11 protein-coding genes are annotated in these 15,044 nt (G+C 57.5%); 5 read left to right on the top strand and 6 right to left on the bottom strand.

Translation table 11 applies throughout. The features are described from left to right. Nucleotides 1-37: 37 nt before the first annotated feature. From tssC to tssA, 3 genes are all read right to left on the bottom strand, one after another. A complete protein-coding gene (gene tssC, locus IEI95_RS02740) occupies nt 38-1,519 on the bottom strand; it encodes a type VI secretion system contractile sheath large subunit (protein WP_070148435.1) in 1,482 nt (493 codons plus the stop codon). Between the two features lie 72 nt (nt 1,520-1,591). After that, a complete protein-coding gene (gene tssB, locus IEI95_RS02735; RefSeq protein WP_156533526.1) occupies nt 1,592-2,107 on the bottom strand; it encodes a type VI secretion system contractile sheath small subunit in 516 nt (171 codons plus the stop codon). 75 nt (nt 2,108-2,182) lie between these two features. After that, nucleotides 2,183-3,259 carry a type VI secretion system protein TssA gene (gene tssA / locus IEI95_RS02730; RefSeq protein ID WP_156533527.1) on the bottom strand — a complete coding sequence of 359 codons (1,077 nt, stop codon included), beginning with the start codon at nt 3,257-3,259 and terminating at the stop codon, nt 2,183-2,185. A 219-nt stretch (nt 3,260-3,478) separates the two neighbouring features. On the opposite strand from tssA, the gene tssH reads away from it, so the two are divergent. The 5 genes from tssH (at nt 3,479) to secD (ending at nt 10,784) form a co-directional block, all read left to right on the top strand. Continuing rightward, the gene (tssH, locus tag IEI95_RS02725; protein WP_156533528.1) at nt 3,479-6,178 is read left to right on the top strand and encodes a type VI secretion system ATPase TssH; all 2,700 of its coding nucleotides are present in this window, start codon (nt 3,479-3,481) and stop codon (nt 6,176-6,178) included. 62 nt (nt 6,179-6,240) lie between these two features. Continuing rightward, a complete protein-coding gene (locus IEI95_RS02720) occupies nt 6,241-6,717 on the top strand; it encodes an Hcp family type VI secretion system effector (protein WP_012654308.1) in 477 nt (158 codons plus the stop codon). Nucleotides 6,718-6,894: 177 nt separating this feature from the next. Beyond that, nucleotides 6,895-7,401: a hypothetical protein gene (locus IEI95_RS02715; RefSeq protein WP_156533529.1), complete on the top strand. Its 507-nt coding sequence runs from the start codon at nt 6,895-6,897 to the stop codon at nt 7,399-7,401. 296 nt (nt 7,402-7,697) lie between these two features. After that, nucleotides 7,698-8,093, top strand: coding sequence for a hypothetical protein (locus IEI95_RS02710; RefSeq protein ID WP_156533530.1), 396 nt, complete (start codon nt 7,698-7,700; stop codon nt 8,091-8,093). Between the two features lie 171 nt (nt 8,094-8,264). After that, the gene (secD, locus tag IEI95_RS02705; RefSeq protein ID WP_194415765.1) at nt 8,265-10,784 is read left to right on the top strand and encodes a protein translocase subunit SecD; all 2,520 of its coding nucleotides are present in this window, start codon (nt 8,265-8,267) and stop codon (nt 10,782-10,784) included. A gap of 48 nt (nt 10,785-10,832) precedes the next feature. Here secD and IEI95_RS02700 read toward each other — a convergent pair whose 3' ends face one another. From IEI95_RS02700 to sfnG, 3 genes are all read right to left on the bottom strand, one after another. Further along, nucleotides 10,833-12,287 carry an FAD/NAD(P)-binding protein gene (locus tag IEI95_RS02700; protein WP_234934148.1) on the bottom strand — a complete coding sequence of 485 codons (1,455 nt, stop codon included), beginning with the start codon at nt 12,285-12,287 and terminating at the stop codon, nt 10,833-10,835. Nucleotides 12,288-12,374: 87 nt separating this feature from the next. Further along, the gene (locus IEI95_RS02695) at nt 12,375-13,613 is read right to left on the bottom strand and encodes an SfnB family sulfur acquisition oxidoreductase (protein WP_156533533.1); all 1,239 of its coding nucleotides are present in this window, start codon (nt 13,611-13,613) and stop codon (nt 12,375-12,377) included. 43 nt (nt 13,614-13,656) lie between these two features. Further along, nucleotides 13,657-14,766: a dimethylsulfone monooxygenase SfnG gene (gene sfnG / locus IEI95_RS02690; protein ID WP_012654313.1), complete on the bottom strand. Its 1,110-nt coding sequence runs from the start codon at nt 14,764-14,766 to the stop codon at nt 13,657-13,659. Nucleotides 14,767-15,044: the final 278 nt, after the last annotated feature.

The raw sequence follows: 15,044 nt of genomic DNA, 5'->3' as shown, positions 1-15,044 counted from the left end.
TCTGCGCGAAACTCCCGCGCAGACCTTTGCTGATGGATCAGTTTTTCGATGGAATACGGGCAACCATGCGCAGCGAAGTCGTCAGCTCTTCCATCTGCAACCATGGACGCAGCCAGGCGACCGCATTGTAGGAGCCCGGTTTGCCGGGGATTTCCTGTACTGTCACCTTGGCATCGCGCAGCGGATATTTTGCGCGCGAATCTTCGCCCGCATCGTCATTGGCATTGACGTAATTGGAGATCCAACGGTTGAGCCAGACCTCGCAATCATCTGCTTCCATGAAGGAGCCGATCTTGTCGCGGCCCATGACCTTCAGATAATGGGCGAACCGTGAGGTCGCCATCATATAGGGCAGGCGGGCGGACACGGCGGCATTGGCCGTCGCCTCGGGCTTGTCATAGAGTTTTGGCTTATGGGCGGTTTGCGCGCCGAAGAACACGGCGTAGTCGGTGTTCTTGTAGTGGCAGAGTGGCAGGAAGCCCAGCTTGCCAAGTTCGGCGTCGCGCCGGTCGGTAATGCCGACTTCTGTCGGGCATTTCAGGTCGAGGTCGCCATCATCGCTGGAGAACACATGCATGGGCAGGTTTTCCACCTTGCCGCCGTTTTCCGCGCCACGGATGGCTGTGCACCAGCCGTTCTTCGCAAAGGCTTCGGTGAGGCGTGTCCCCATGACGTAGGCGGCATTCATCCAGCAATAGCTGTCGTGATGCAGCTCGCCGCTTGCCTCGCCCAGGGTTTCATCAAAACCGAACTCGTCGATCTGGCTGGTTTTCGGGCTATAGGGCATACGCGCCAAAACCCGGGGAAGGGCCAGCGTGACGAAACGCGAATCGTCGCTTTCGCGGAAGCTGCGCCATTTGGCATATTCCACGGTCTCGAAGATTTTTTCGAGATCGCGGGGCCGCGACAATTCCCGGAAGTCGTCAAAGCCGAACATCCGCGGGCTTGCTGCCGAGACAAACGGCGCGAAGGCTGCGGCGGCAATCGAGGACACGCCCTGAAGCAATTGGACGTCCTCGAAGGAGTTATCGAATTCGTAATCACCGACCACAGCACCCATCGGTTCACCGCCAGGCGTGCCGAATTCGTCTTCGTAAATCGACTTGAACAGTCGCGACTGGTCGAATTCGACCGCTTTGGCCAGATCTTTCGACAGTTCGCGCTTGGAGGCGTTCAGCACCCGGATTTTCAGGTTGACGCTGGTTTCAGAATTCTTGACCAGATAGTTCAGCCCCCGCCAGCTGCCTTCCAGCTTGGTAAATTCCGGCGATTGCATGATGGCGGCGAGCTGGGTGGAGATCACCTTGTCCAGCTCAGCAATGGCATTGTTCAAGGTGACCGTCAGGTTGCGGTCGTATTTGACCGTACCTTTCAGCGCCTGATCCGTCAGGGTGCTCAAAAGGTTGCGGGCGCGATCCGGCTCCGTCTGACGGGTGGCGGCCACGACCTTCGACAACAGCCCCTGTTCTTCGGTGGCGGCGGTCGTTTCATTTGGCTTCAAAACGCTTTCAGCGCTCATCTCTTCAATCCTTTCAAAGCGGCGTCACACAAGGGCCGCCAGTCAAAGAGTTTTCGGTTGGACCGGCTGGTGTCAGCCCTGGCCGTTGCTGTCTGGCCGGTCTTTCAGCTCGGCGACGAGCTTTGAAAGATCACCACGGTTTTGCAGAATGTCTTCGAGAAGCCGTTCAAGATCTTCGGAACGGTCCGCCTTGCTGAGCAGGTCCCGCAATTCATTGCGGGCATCCAGAAGCGCTTTCAGCGCTGGCACCTGCTGCACCACCGATCCCGGCAGGAAATCGTCCATGCTTTCGAACTTCAGATTGACGCCAATGTCGGTGCCGTCATTGTCGATGGTATTCTTCACCTGGATATTCAGGCCCGGCGTCATGCGGCGCATCACATCGTCGAAATTGTCCCGGTCGATCTGGACGAATTTCCGCTCGTTGAACGGCTTCAGCGGCTGGGTCGGGTTGCCGGAGAAATCGCCGAGTACACCCACCACGAAGGGCAGTTCCTTGACCACCATCGCACCTTCGGTTTCCACCTCGTATTTGATGTGGACCCTGGGCTTGCGAACCCGCTCGAGCTTTTCATGCACACTTGCCATCACTGACCCTCCTTGCGTGCCCCCTGGGCATCGAAAAAACTGTAGGCGGAATGCCGAAGCCTCCGCCGATATGTGTTAGTTTCCGCTCTCCTTGGCCGGCTTGATACCGGCGGCGATGAGAATGGCATTTCTGGTCTGTGCTTCCGGTAGTAACTCCGTCAGCAATTCGGAAAAATCCATGCGTCCGCGCCGCACCAGGGTTTCAATCGAAAGCGAAATCGGCGAATGCGGTTCCGTGCGGCGGAAATAGCGGGCGACATTCATGAGGAGATCGAAGGCGTCTTCACGAGAAGCAATGCCTTCAGGGCCCTCGGCTGCGCGGGCGGCGGGCTGCACGACGCCAGCCGCAGGATTTTGTTGGGCGGCCTGTCCATCTTCACCTGAAGGGGTGCCATTCTGATTGGCAGGCAAGGTCGCGTCGTCGCGTCCGCCAAGACTGCGAATCGCTGCAATGATTTCCTCGAGCACATTGCGGATATTGGATGCCGGTGGAGCAAACTGTCCGTAGCGCTGGGTGACGAGCGCATTGAAGCTATTGAAGGCGGCGAGGCATGTGTTGACCTCGGCCAGATGAGCGGAGAGAGCAGCTATTCCTGCCTCGGCTGCGGCCTGATGCAGGCTATCGCGCAAACCCGTTTCATCACTGCGCTGGGCCAGTTGATAATCCCAAAGCGTAAATTCCCCGAATTTCCCCAGCGGCAAAAGCGAAGACAGGCGTAAGGGCTGAATCAATGTTCCCTCGGCGCCAAAACCGTTCAATCCAGCGAAGGGCGCCAGCTTTTCCTCGATATCTTCATCGTCGATCGAATGAAGCTCGTCGCTATATCGTTCTATAAGCGACGCCGTCGCTTCATAGACTTCACTCAGGCCAGGAAACCCTTCAAGTCGCAAACGGGATTCTGCAAGCCAAGCCAATACTTCGAGATCTTTGCTGACGGAAGAAGTAATCTGCAATCCAAGATTGCTCACTAGGTTCCAACTTTGGGAAACTTTGATAACCTCTCCAGGTGTCGTAGATCTTTCTTCCGTCCTTGCTTGGTTCCTCGCGTCCTTAATTCTATAGTATACCTCACGATAATTGGCATCCACGCGAATATTTATTCCGCACGGTCCATTTTCTACTAATGCTGTAGCCAATTCATTGTCGATCAACGATAGACTAGCCCCATTTTGAATTAACTAATATATGTTACTTGTTAATGTGGAGCGCAGTTATATTTTTGTCAACCTGAGGTCATTTGTTTGATGTCGAGGGTGATGCCTGGCTTTGCATATCTTAAAAAATTTATCTGGCGCTCTGGACAGGCTGGGGTAATCGCCTTAGTTGTTCATTCCAACGAAGGTAAGGTCGTTGCTGGGGAGGCTTTTTGCATGTCGCATATTGACCTCAATCGATTGATCGAATCGCTTGAGCCTAATTTGCGTGTCGCGCTTGAGACGGCTGCATCCACAGCAGCCGGGCGCGGACACGGACAAGTTGATATTGCTCATCTGCTTGCCGCCGTCATGGACGCGGCGTCATTTCAACCGGTGTTGGAACAATTGGGCTTGCCCATTGCAGCGCTTCGCCGCGAAGTGGGCGATGCACTCGATGACACTGTCGTATCCGGGTCTGGTCAGCTCGCTTTGTCCCAGAATATCCTGACCCTAGGTCGGGAAGCATGGATTTGCGCTTCGCTCCAGTCTGGACGACGCGCCATTACGCTTGCCGATATATTTGCGGCCATGGACGATGAGCCATCGCTTCGAGCCTTGACCCGTGGTCGCTTCCCGACGCTGCGAATGCTGGATCGAACGGCGCTAGAAACTCTTTTGCAGGCGGATGTTGTAGCCGAGACGCCAAAATCGTCGCTGTCTCCGGCCTCCGCCCGGGAAGACGAGTTCCTGCGGCTTTACACTCATGATCTTACCGAGGACGCGCGGGCGGGACGGCTTGATCCGGTCGTCGGCCGTGATGGCGAGCTTCGCCAGATGATCGACATCTTGTTGCGCAGGCGACAGAATAACCCGATCCTGGTCGGTGAAGCGGGCGTTGGCAAGACAGCGGTGGCCGAAGCACTGGCGCTGGAGATTGCTGCCGGACGCGTGCCGGAAAAATTGCAATCCGTACGGTTGCTGATGCTCGATCTGACGTTGTTGCAGGCGGGCGCTGGCGTGAAGGGCGAGTTCGAACGGCGGTTGACCGGCGTTATCGAAGCGGTGAAACGTTCGCCGGAACCTATCATCCTGTTTATCGATGAAGCGCATGGCCTGATCGGTGCCGGTGGGGCAAGCGGGCAGGGCGATGCCGCCAATATTCTCAAGCCCGCGCTAGCGCGGGGCGAAGTGCGGACCATCGCTGCCACGACCTGGAGCGAATATAAGAAGTATTTCGAAAAAGATGCCGCACTGACCAGACGCTTCCAGCCTGTGCATGTGCGTGAGCCGGACGAGGAAACCGCGATCCGCATGTTACGCGGAATAGCTGAGACCTTCATGGCCCATCATGGGGTAAAGATCCGTGACGAGGCTATCGTCGCTGCCGTGCAACTTTCTGCCCGCTTTCTTCCAGCCCGCCAATTGCCTGATAAGGCGGTCAGCCTGATCGATACCGCTGCTGCCACGGTTTCGCTGGCGCGCCAGACAGCGCCGGAACAATTGCTGCTTCTTAAAAGCGAACTTTCGCATCTCACCGTCGAGACCGACTGGCTTTCCCGTGAGCCGGAAAGTACGGATGTGTTGGAGCGCAGGCAGGCCGTTGCCGCTGAAATGGAGCGCCTGACGAAGGAAATCGATAGCCTTCAAGCGCGCTATGACGCTGAAATTGCAGCGCTGGCAGCGAGTGATGAAGCAGTTCCTGCGGACAATGATACTAGGGCGCCTGAAAATGCCCCGGATGTCAATATCACCCCCTTGCGGACACGCGGACTTGCCCGTCGCGCAGCGTCGCTGGCGCCGACGTCCGCTGGCGAGGAAAAGCTTGTGCCGCATGAGGTAGACCGCAATGTTGTTGCTGCCGTCCTGGCGCGGTGGACCGGCATTCCTCTTGGCAAATTGCTGGCCGACCAGATTGAAAGCGCAAAAAGCCTCGATATGAGGTTGAAGGAAAAGGTAATCGGCCAGGATGCCGCGCTGGAGCGGATTGGCGACGCCATGCGCGCGGCGCGCGCCGGGCTTTCTGATCCACGCCGTCCGCCTGCCGTGTTCATGCTGGTCGGCATGTCGGGAACCGGTAAAACCGAAACCGCGCTGACCCTGGCTGATCTGATGTATGGTGGTAGCCAACATCTGACGACGATCAACATGTCGGAGTTCAAGGAAGAGCACAAAGTATCCATGCTGCTGGGTGCTCCTCCAGGCTATGTCGGCTATGGCGAAGGCGGCGTGCTGACCGAAGCCGTGCGGCGTCGGCCCTATGGCGTGCTGTTGCTCGACGAAATCGACAAGGCGCATCCCGGCGTTCAGGATATTTTCTACCAGGTCTTCGACAAGGGTATGTTGCGCGATGGCGAAGGCCGCGATGTTGACTTCCGCAATACCACGATTTTCATGACGGCCAATACCGGCTCGGAATTGCTGGCCTCCTTGGCCCTTGATCCAGACACCATGCCCGAAGGTGAGGCGTTGGAAGCATTGTTGATGCCGGAACTGCAAAAGCAGTTCAAGCCGGCCTTCCTCGGGCGCACGCTGCTGTTGCCGTTCATGCCGCTGGGCAAGGATGCCCTGTCGCGGATCGTCGATATCCAGATCAACCGCATTCGGGAGCGGATTTCTTCGGCCTATGGAACAGATCTTGTTCTGTCCGAAGAGGCCCGCAATGCGCTGATTGGACGCGCCGTTGCAAGTGAGATCGGAGCCCGCGCCATCGAAATCATGATTGGCCGGGATCTGTTGCCGCCGCTTTCCAGCTTCTTCCTTGAGCTGGTCGCATCTGGCGGAAAGGTTACCGAAGCTGAGGTAACCCATGATGAAAAAGGGTTCGGCGTTCGCGCCGGGGCCGCTGGGAAAAAAGAGGAATTCGCCGATGCCTCGGGTGCATCGGTGGATAAGGATGCCGCGTCGGAAGGGGTATCCAGACGCATGCGGCAGTGAGTGAAAGGTGAACCATACCTCGCCGTGAACGAGGTGATTTCAATTTATATAGGAGAATTTATATGCCGATTTATCTGAAGGTCGATGGTATCCAGGGCGATGCGACCCACGAAGAGCACCGCAACTGGATGGACATTGAGGCTATCCACTGGAACGTCAGCCGTGCCATGAACACCACGGCTGGTTCTACCGCCAACCGTGAAGCCTCTGAACCCGCAATTTCCGAAGTGATCCTGACCAAGGTCAGCGATTCCTCTTCCACGAAATTGTTCCAGGAAGCCTGCGCTGGCCGCACCGGCAAGCAAGCGGTGATCCACATGGTCACCACCGGCAATCCCGGCAATACCTATATCGAATACACGCTCACCAACACGCTGATCGCCAATTATTCCGTCGATTCCAGTGGTGACCGTCCGGTCGAAACCATCAAGCTGAACTTCACCAAGATCGAAGTGAAGTACACGCCTTATGACGACCAGAACAACCCGAAGTCGCCGATGATCGCATCTTACGATCTGTCGACCACAAAGGCTGCGTAATCCGCCTTTCTCCTGCAGCGGCACCGCCTTCGGGCGGTGCCGTATTTGTTGTGATGCCGATATTTCGGATGCGCCCGTTTGAGCGAATGTTCCTTGATAGCGTCTTCAAGGTGAGGGTGCGTGAGCAACTTCGGCCTTCGGTATCAAGCACGTCTATCGTGATTCAAGGAGAAGGCTATGCCTGATTTCGATGTGTCTTCCTCAAGTTTGAAGATGAAGCCGTTTAACAGCAATGATGTATCCCAGCCCATGAGCCGTATGGGGCGAGGTCCGTCACTGGATTATATTACCTATGCACCAGGCCCGCGCGAGGTTGCCTCTCGCAACGCCGTTGGAGGCGCTGCTGCATCTGCGCTGCGCATGGGATCGGAGGCCCTGAACAGCTATGCCTTGACCCATTGGGCAAAGAAGTGGCTGGAAAACAACGAAACCAAAATCCTCGCAAAACTGTTGGAAACCGGCGATGGCGCCTTTGTCGTTCAAGTGAACTACATGGAATCTGACGCCAATGAGACCCGAACCTATCTCAGCCGCGATATTTATCTGCTTGGTACCGTGTCAAAGGCTTCTGACGCGGGGCGGATACTGACGGCGGACCTGATGTATGGTCCGAAGATCGATGCGCAACGTCCCAATAATTCGATCAAGTTCCGCTATGCCTACCTGGTGGGCGAGCGCCTCTGACATTTTGAGCTCTCGCATCTCGTTTGCACCGAATGCTTTCAAGGCGAGGATGCATCAGCATCTTCGCGTCGTTGTGTTAGACAGTGGGGCTGCTGTGAGAAATACGAAGAACAGATATTCGTCTGTTGTCCGCAGCCATGTCATCGGCATGATGCTTCATTACGAAGTCGAGCACGCATCGCGGTGAACTGTCGTTTGACCCAGCCGGATGGCAGTAGCGTTCGATCCCCAAACCGCGCAAGGGTCGACAGCATCGTGTTGCTCTGCTAATCACGGCCATGGCGATTAACCAACATATGATGTCGGCAAACGAAGAGCAGACTTTTTCAAAAGGTCTGAAGCCCGGCGTTCTGATTGCGATTATCGCGCTTGCGGTTGCCTATCTCAGCTTCTTGTTTGGGGCACCGTTACCCGCGCCGCTTGGCGCACACGGGTCAGCGCTTTTGCATGCGCCCCAGCAGACGCAGCATCTGGCGGCACGGGAAAATGGCAGCCGGGCTGTTGCACTTGCATCCCGGCCCGATCCACGAGTCCCAGTGCCGCCGCCTGTGGCTGTACTGAGCTTGGGGGCTGAGCATTTCCTGCTTGTCGGGCGGTCTTCCGTCCAGCGTGTCGAGCGTTCTTCGCCTTGGGTTTCCGGGCGGATTTCTCGGGCTAACCTGGCCAGGGCGCCCCCATCCTTGTCGGCTTGATCCCGTTTTTTCGATCAACGCACGACCGCGCACCGACCGTCTGCCGTTCAATACCTGTGACCAGGGTTATGCCGCAGACATCAAGCGTATCATTTAAGCCTATAGCCTTTTCGCGGGGTTTGGCATGTGAAGACGCATCGGTAGCAGCGGCGCAGGCATGGATATTGTTCTATGAAAACCTCTCCCTGGCTTGTGGCCACCTATGTGGTCATCATCGCCTTTGGCATTCTAACGGCATTGCCGAATATTCTCTCGCCAACCGCTCTGAATGGCTTTCCCTCCTGGTTCCCGAAGGACAAGGTTGCCCTCGGGCTTGACCTTCGCGGCGGCTCTCATCTGGTGCTTGAGGTTGATAGCGCCGATCTGGTGCAGGAAAGACTGCAAAGCCTGATCCAAGATTCGCGCCGGGCGCTGCGTGACGATGGCGTTGATGCGGCGACAGTGCGCAAGAGCGGCTCCTCGCTGGTCGTGACCCTTCAGTCGGCGGAGCAAAGAGCCGCAGCCTTGACCGCCTTGGGTAAGCTTGCCCATCCGGTCGGCCTGACGGGCGCGCCCGATCTGGCGTTTACGGGCGAGGGTGGAACTATATCCATAACGCTTGCCGAGGCCGGAATTACCGACCGCGCCAATGCCGGGGTGGAGCAGAGCCTGGAAATCATTCGCCAGCGTATCGACCAAGTTGGCGTTGCCGAGCCAACGATCCAGCGTATCGGCGGCGATCGTATTCTTGTGCAGCTTCCCGGTACGCAGGACCCAGCGCGCATTCGTGAACTTCTTGGCTCTACCGCCAAGATGAGCTTTCACATGCTGTCGGACAGTGCCACGGATGGTGCAGCCGTTCCGCGCGGCGTCACCATGCTGAAGGACGATGAGGGCCGCGCCTATCCGGTTGATGACCGGGTGGAGCTGGCAGGCGACCGCCTGACCGACGCCCGCGTTGGCTTTGACCCGAATACCAATGAGCCGCTGGTCAGTTTCCGCTTCGATACGGCGGGTGCGGCGCGCTTTGCGGACATCACCCGCGCCAATGTTGGCAAGCCTTTTGCCATTGTTCTGGACGACAAGGTTCTGTCTGCCCCTGTCATCCGTGAGCCGATTACTGGTGGTTCCGGCCAGATTTCCGGGAATTTCACGGTGGAAAGCGCAACGGACCTTGCTGCATTGCTGCGCGCCGGGGCGTTGCCTGTCAAGCTCACGGTCATTGAAGAGCGGACGGTTGGTGCTGACCTTGGCGCGGACGCCATCAAGATGGGCGTCTATACCGGGTTGATCGGTTTTGCCCTGGTCGTCGGCTTTATGATCGTGCTCTACGGCGGTTGGGGGATTGTCGCCAATCTGGCCCTCGGTCTCAATGTCATCCTGACTTTCGCCTGCCTGTCGCTGATTGGCGCGACGCTGACCCTACCGGGTATCGCGGGTATCGTGCTTGGCATTGGCCTTGCGGTTGATGCCAACGTGCTGATCAACGAGCGAATTCGGGAAGAAACCCGCAAGGGACGAGGTGCCATGGCGGCGCTGGATGCGGGTTTCCGCCGGGCTTATTCCACCATTATCGATAGTAATGTGACGGCGCTGATCGCCACGCTGCTGCTGTTCTGGTTCGGCTCTGGCCCGGTGCGTGGTTTTGCTATCACCATGGGTCTGGGCATTGCCATATCGATGTTTACAGCGGTTTCAGTGGTGCGTGTCGTCATGCTCGCCATCATCAGGCGCTACAAGCTGAAGCGTCTCGATATCAAGCCTCTGCTTCCGCTTCAGCTCATCCCTGACGGAACACGCATTCGGTTCATGAAGGCGCGTTTCATTGGTATCGGCATTTCTGCCTTTCTTTCAATTGCCTCTGTCATCCTGTTCTTCACGCCGGGCTTGAATTACGGCGTTGATTTTCGCGGCGGCATCCAGCTTGAAGTTGTGACCCAGGACCGCGCCGATCTCGCCGCCTTCCGCTCGGGTCTGGACGGACTTGGGCTGGGCGATGTCACCCTTCAGGAATTCGGCGATGTCCGTCACCTCCTGGTGCGCGTCGAACGGCAGCCGGGCGGGGAAGAGGCGCAGACCGCGGCGGTGGAGAAGCTGAGAGCCGAGGTAAAGGTTATCGATGCAACGGCCTCGGTGGAGCGCACTGAAGTTGTCGGACCAAAGGTGTCGGGGGAACTGGCGATGGCCGGTTTCCTTTCGGTCGTGCTCGCCAGCTTGGCGATGCTGGCCTATATTTGGGTGCGTTTCGAATGGCCTTTCGCTGTTGGTGCCATCGCGACACTCATTCTCGACGTCACCAAGACGATTGGCTTCTTCGCGCTCACCGGGCTTGATTTCAACCTGACGGCCATCGCGGCGCTGCTGACCCTGGTCGGTTACTCCGTCAACGATAAGGTCGTGGTCTATGACCGGATGCGGGAGAATATGCGGCTTTACAAGACGATGCCGCTGCGTGAACTGATCGATCTGTCGATCAACGAAACGCTGGCCCGCAGCCTGTATACATCGGCCACTGCCTTTCTTTCGCTGTTGCCCATGGCCATCTGGGGCGGTAGCGCGGTTGAGAGCTTTGCCGTGCCGATGATTTTCGGCATTGCCATTGCGGCCTCATCGTCGGTGTTTATTGCCGCACCGATCCTGCTGTTCTTAGGCGATTGGCGTCGCAAGCGGGCAGCAGTTCCGGAAAAGCCAGCCGGTTCCGTCGAGGCTTGATCGACAGATCCCGGCTGCCGTCCACGGAAGGCAGCCGGGTTTTCCAGCTTATGCTGCGTCTTCGGCGGTTGCTGTCGCATCGTGACGCGCTTCCTCAAGCCGCGCATACAGATGATCGGCGATGTCGCGGGCATGGAGCGTGACCTGGGGAAGACCCATTAATTCCCCAAAGGTACCACGGGCAAGCGGTCCGGCGACCAGTAGTCCCGGCGTTACTGCTCCATGCTGGTCGAGAAGCCGCGATTGCCGGTCGCAATGCAGCCCAAGACCGGTGGGGTCAAAGCCGATCAAGCCCTGAGCCGCAAGGTTGCGGAGGTAGGGCTGGTTGTCGATGATGGCACCATGCGCCGGACCGGTAGCAATGACCACGGCATCGACAACGCGCGACACCGTTTCCGTGCTACGCGCCAGACGCAGGGAGACACGAATTTTCGAGCCATCATAGGAGGCGATTTGTACCGACGCTGCCAGTACCTCCATCTGGCCCCGGGCGATCGCCTGGTTGATGGCCCCTTCCACTTGCGGGGCGATGCGGAACCGATGCACATCCCAAAAGGGGCGCAGGTGGCGCACCAGGCGCCGCCTCTCATTGAGCGGTAGTGCGCCCCAGATCTCCTGCGCCTGGGCGCGGACCGCGTCCAGCACAGCGTGCCAACTGATGCCTTCCGCTGCGGCATGGTTGATCTGTTCACGGATGCGGCGGGTCAGCTGCCGGATCGACCGGCTGGGCGGGTCGATGAAGTCTCCGTATGGCTCCTGCATCGTTCCGGCATGGCCTCTGGAACGCAGGCCGCGCCTTGAAATGCTGGTGATCGGCCCTTGATGGTTTCGCGCCAGCAAGGACGCAGCGATATCGGCACCCGTCAGGCCATTACCGACAATCAATACATTGTCTTCCGGGCGAATGGCGTTGAGCGCATCCGGTACGGTCGCATCGGGAATGAAGCGTGGGTGTCCTTCCAGAATGGCGGCAAGCGCCTTTGGTGGGCTGGGGGAGGGATGACTGGTGGCAATCACCACATCATCTGCCTCCAGTGTTGTTCCATCCGCTTGTGTCAAGCGCCAGCCTCGGGTGGACGGGTCCAGCGAAACGACATCGGATTTGACATGCTCTATCCGGCCATTGGCCAGATAAGGTACCAGCTTCGAGGCGATATAAGCACCGAAATCGCGGCGGCGCGGAAATATCCTGCCATCGTCCAAAGCCGCTTGCCTGTCTTCCTCACCCAGACGGTGCTTGCCGACCCAATCGAGGAAGTCGAGAGGTTCGTCCGGATCGAGGCTCATCCGGTCTGCGGGGACATTGATGCGATGAGCCGGGTCAGCCGTGTCATAGGCAAGGCCGCCGCCAAGTCTTGCCCGCGGTTCGTATATGACGATGCGCACATGGCCGGGCTGTGTCTTGCGGGCTAGATTCCAGGCGACGGCCGCACCTGTAAAGCCGCCTCCAATGATGGCGATTGTTGGCGGTTTTTTGGCCTGAGACAGGTTGGCGGCAGGCATGGAAGTTTCTCCACGAGATTTCATCAACAGCAAACGACTGCCAAACTACTGCATTGTGCAGAAAACCGGAAACGGCCGATGCTTTTTTCAACTCCAGGCATGGAGCGGTGGGTTCTCGCCATTCAGGTAATATTTGCCGAGAATGGAATATTTCCAGCGCACCGGGTCATGCAGCGTATGGGTTCGGGCATTGCGCCAATGACGGTCCAGATTGTGCTCGGCCAGGGTCGATCTCGTGCCTGCGAGTTCGAACAATTTATTGGTCGCCTCAATGGCAATCTCGGTCGATAGAATTTTCGCTTCGGCGGTGATGATTTGCGCTTGGGCGACGGTGTCGGCATTGGGGTCGGAAACAGCCACATCAATGGCTCTACCGGCTTTTTCAAGCAATGCCTGGGCGGCATGCAGGCGTAGCGACAGGCTGCCAACAGCCTGGATCGTGTAGGGGTCGTCGCTGGCGCGCTCCAGGCCGGAATCCACCCAGGGCCGGGATTTGGTGCGGACGAAATCGATGGTTTCGACAATCGCCGCCTGGGCGATGCCGGTATCGACGGCAACCTGAATGATCTGGAAAATTGCGCCGTCGGCAGTCGGCACTTCATAGCCCTTGTAGCCCGGAACCAGCCAGGCCTTGTCCACCTTGACATTCTCCAGAATGACCGTGCCTGATAGTGTGGTGCGCTGGCCGAAACTGGACCAGTCATCAATGACCGTCAGGCCGGGGGCATCGCGGTCGGCGATGGCATACCAGGCGCGGCCTTCCTCATCCAGGGCGACGATTGGCACTTTGTGGGCGAGTAACGCGCCGGAAGAATAGAATTTCTTGCCGTTAACGATGACATGATCGCCGTGATCGGTAAATTTCGTTTCGAAATCGGCGGCCCGTTTCGAACCGAATTCCGAAAAGGCATTGCCCAGCCGCAAGCCTTTCAGCACTTCCCCGAAGATCAATTGCTGTTGGGCTTTGTCGGACACGGTGCGAATTGCCGCCACGACGCCCAGATGGTTCTGCGCCACCTGTCCGATGGAGGAATCGGCCTGCGAAATGATTTCGATGACCTTCGCCAGCGTGGCATAAGAAAGCTCGGGGCCACCGAATTCCTTTGGGACATTGATCGACCAGAGGCCGCTTTGGGAAAAAGCGTCGAGTTCCGCAACCGGCCAAATTCTGTCGCGATCCCGGAGAGCTGCATCCTTGGCGAAATCTGCTGCGAGGCGATGGGCGATCTCGATGGCTTCCGCATCGCTTGTGATCACATGCGCGGGCTCAATGGGACGCGGGATGGCGGGTATTCCTGATGTTTCCGGCTTGGCAATGATATTCATGTAAATCTCCCTGGGTTAGCGGGCAACTGCGTATTACAATCGGTTATTCGGCAGCTTGCAGTGCGCCGTCTTCCCGCGCTTCCAGTTCGCGCACCAACGGAATGACCTTTTTGCCAAAAAACTCCACCTCTTCCTGGAAATGCAGGAAGCCCATTAGGATCAGGTCCGCACCGGCGCGTTTATGCTCGATGATCCGCTCGGCGACCTGTTGCGGCGTGCCGATCAGGTTGGATTTGAAGCCATCGTTATATTGGACCAGATCCTGGAAGGTGGATTTTGCCCAATTGCCTTCGCGCTCCGGCGAGGCATTGCCGGCATTCTGAACTTCATGCTTGAAGCCATTGACGGCATCTGGAATGGCCTTGTCGATGATTTCCTTCAGGGTGTCCTGAGCTTCCTGCTCGGTGTCGCGGACAATGCCGAAGGCATTCATGCCAATCCTGGTGCGCCAGGTCTTGCCGAACAGCTTTTCCTTGGCGCGGATGTCATCGACCTGGGCTTGCAGACCTTCCGGCGTGTTGCCATTGGTGAAATACCAATCCGACACGCGGGCCGCCATGTCGCGTGCAGCGCGAGAGGAGCCACCCTGGAAGACCTGTGGAACCCCACCTTCTGGCTTCGGTTTCATGGAGTAATCGTTGAAGCGATAGAAATCGCCTCGCAGATTATAGCTGTCCTCGGTCCAGATGCCGCGAATGGCCCGGATGAATTCTTCTGAGCGGCGGTAACGTTCGTCATGGTCCAGCCACGGTTCGCCAATCGACGTAAATTCACCCCGGAACCAGCCGGAGACGATGTTCACATCGACGCGCCCGTTGGTGAGGTGGCTGATTGTGGCGATCTGTTTGGCAAGCAGGGCCGGGTGCCAGGGGCCGGGGAGCACGGCGGCGATGACCCGCAGCTTTTCCGTCGCCGCCAGTAGGGCGTGGCTGAAAGACACGGATTCGTGCTGGTTGTCGGCGCCATAACCGGCGGTGAAGCGGATCTGGCTGAGGGCGTAATCGAAGCCGCTCTGCTCGGCAATCTGTGCCAGTTTGCGGTTATACTCTATCCCCCAATGGGTCCGTTGTTCGATGGAACTGATGACCAATCCGCCGGAGACATTGGGAACCCAATAGGCGAATTTCAGCGGCTCTCTTTTCTGGTGGGGCATATCCGTCTCCTCCATTGGGTTTCAAAAGTGACCTGCAACATTGCATGCGATCTCGCTGGCTGCATTGCGCAATATTTATAAACGATAGAAATAGTGGATAATAAATCAAAGGTCATATGCGCTGTCCGGTGGAGGCCAGTTGGAATAATTTGCTCAAAAAGACCTTTGGATGAGACGGGTCTTGCCGCTTCAGAGCCTTACAATGCAGCCGTGCAGCTCTTGGTTTTTCTCCCTTGCATTTATTGGGAATCTTGAATAAATAAATTCAACTATTCAAG

The sequence above is a fragment of the Agrobacterium vitis genome, from assembly GCF_014926405.1.
In the GTDB taxonomy this organism is placed as follows: domain Bacteria; phylum Pseudomonadota; class Alphaproteobacteria; order Rhizobiales; family Rhizobiaceae; genus Allorhizobium; species Allorhizobium vitis_H.
The sequence above is the reverse complement of the archived record's forward strand: the minus strand, read 5'-3'. Positions and strand labels throughout refer to the sequence as shown.

What these genes read in the sequence shown, in the direction of transcription:
- tssC (WP_070148435.1), bottom strand. Translation starts at nt 1,519, where the DNA reads ATGAGCGCTGAAAGCGTTTTGAAGCCAAATGAAACGACCGCCGCCACC.
- tssB (WP_156533526.1), bottom strand. Translation starts at nt 2,107, where the DNA reads ATGGCAAGTGTGCATGAAAAGCTCGAGCGGGTTCGCAAGCCCAGGGTC.
- tssH (WP_156533528.1), top strand. Translation starts at nt 3,479, where the DNA reads ATGTCGCATATTGACCTCAATCGATTGATCGAATCGCTTGAGCCTAAT.
- IEI95_RS02720 (WP_012654308.1), top strand. Translation starts at nt 6,241, where the DNA reads ATGCCGATTTATCTGAAGGTCGATGGTATCCAGGGCGATGCGACCCAC.
- IEI95_RS02715 (WP_156533529.1), top strand. Translation starts at nt 6,895, where the DNA reads ATGCCTGATTTCGATGTGTCTTCCTCAAGTTTGAAGATGAAGCCGTTT.
- IEI95_RS02710 (WP_156533530.1), top strand. Translation starts at nt 7,698, where the DNA reads ATGATGTCGGCAAACGAAGAGCAGACTTTTTCAAAAGGTCTGAAGCCC.
- secD (WP_194415765.1), top strand. Translation starts at nt 8,265, where the DNA reads ATGAAAACCTCTCCCTGGCTTGTGGCCACCTATGTGGTCATCATCGCC.
- IEI95_RS02700 (WP_234934148.1), bottom strand. Translation starts at nt 12,287, where the DNA reads ATGCCTGCCGCCAACCTGTCTCAGGCCAAAAAACCGCCAACAATCGCC.
- IEI95_RS02695 (WP_156533533.1), bottom strand. Translation starts at nt 13,613, where the DNA reads ATGAATATCATTGCCAAGCCGGAAACATCAGGAATACCCGCCATCCCG.
- sfnG (WP_012654313.1), bottom strand. Translation starts at nt 14,766, where the DNA reads ATGCCCCACCAGAAAAGAGAGCCGCTGAAATTCGCCTATTGGGTTCCC.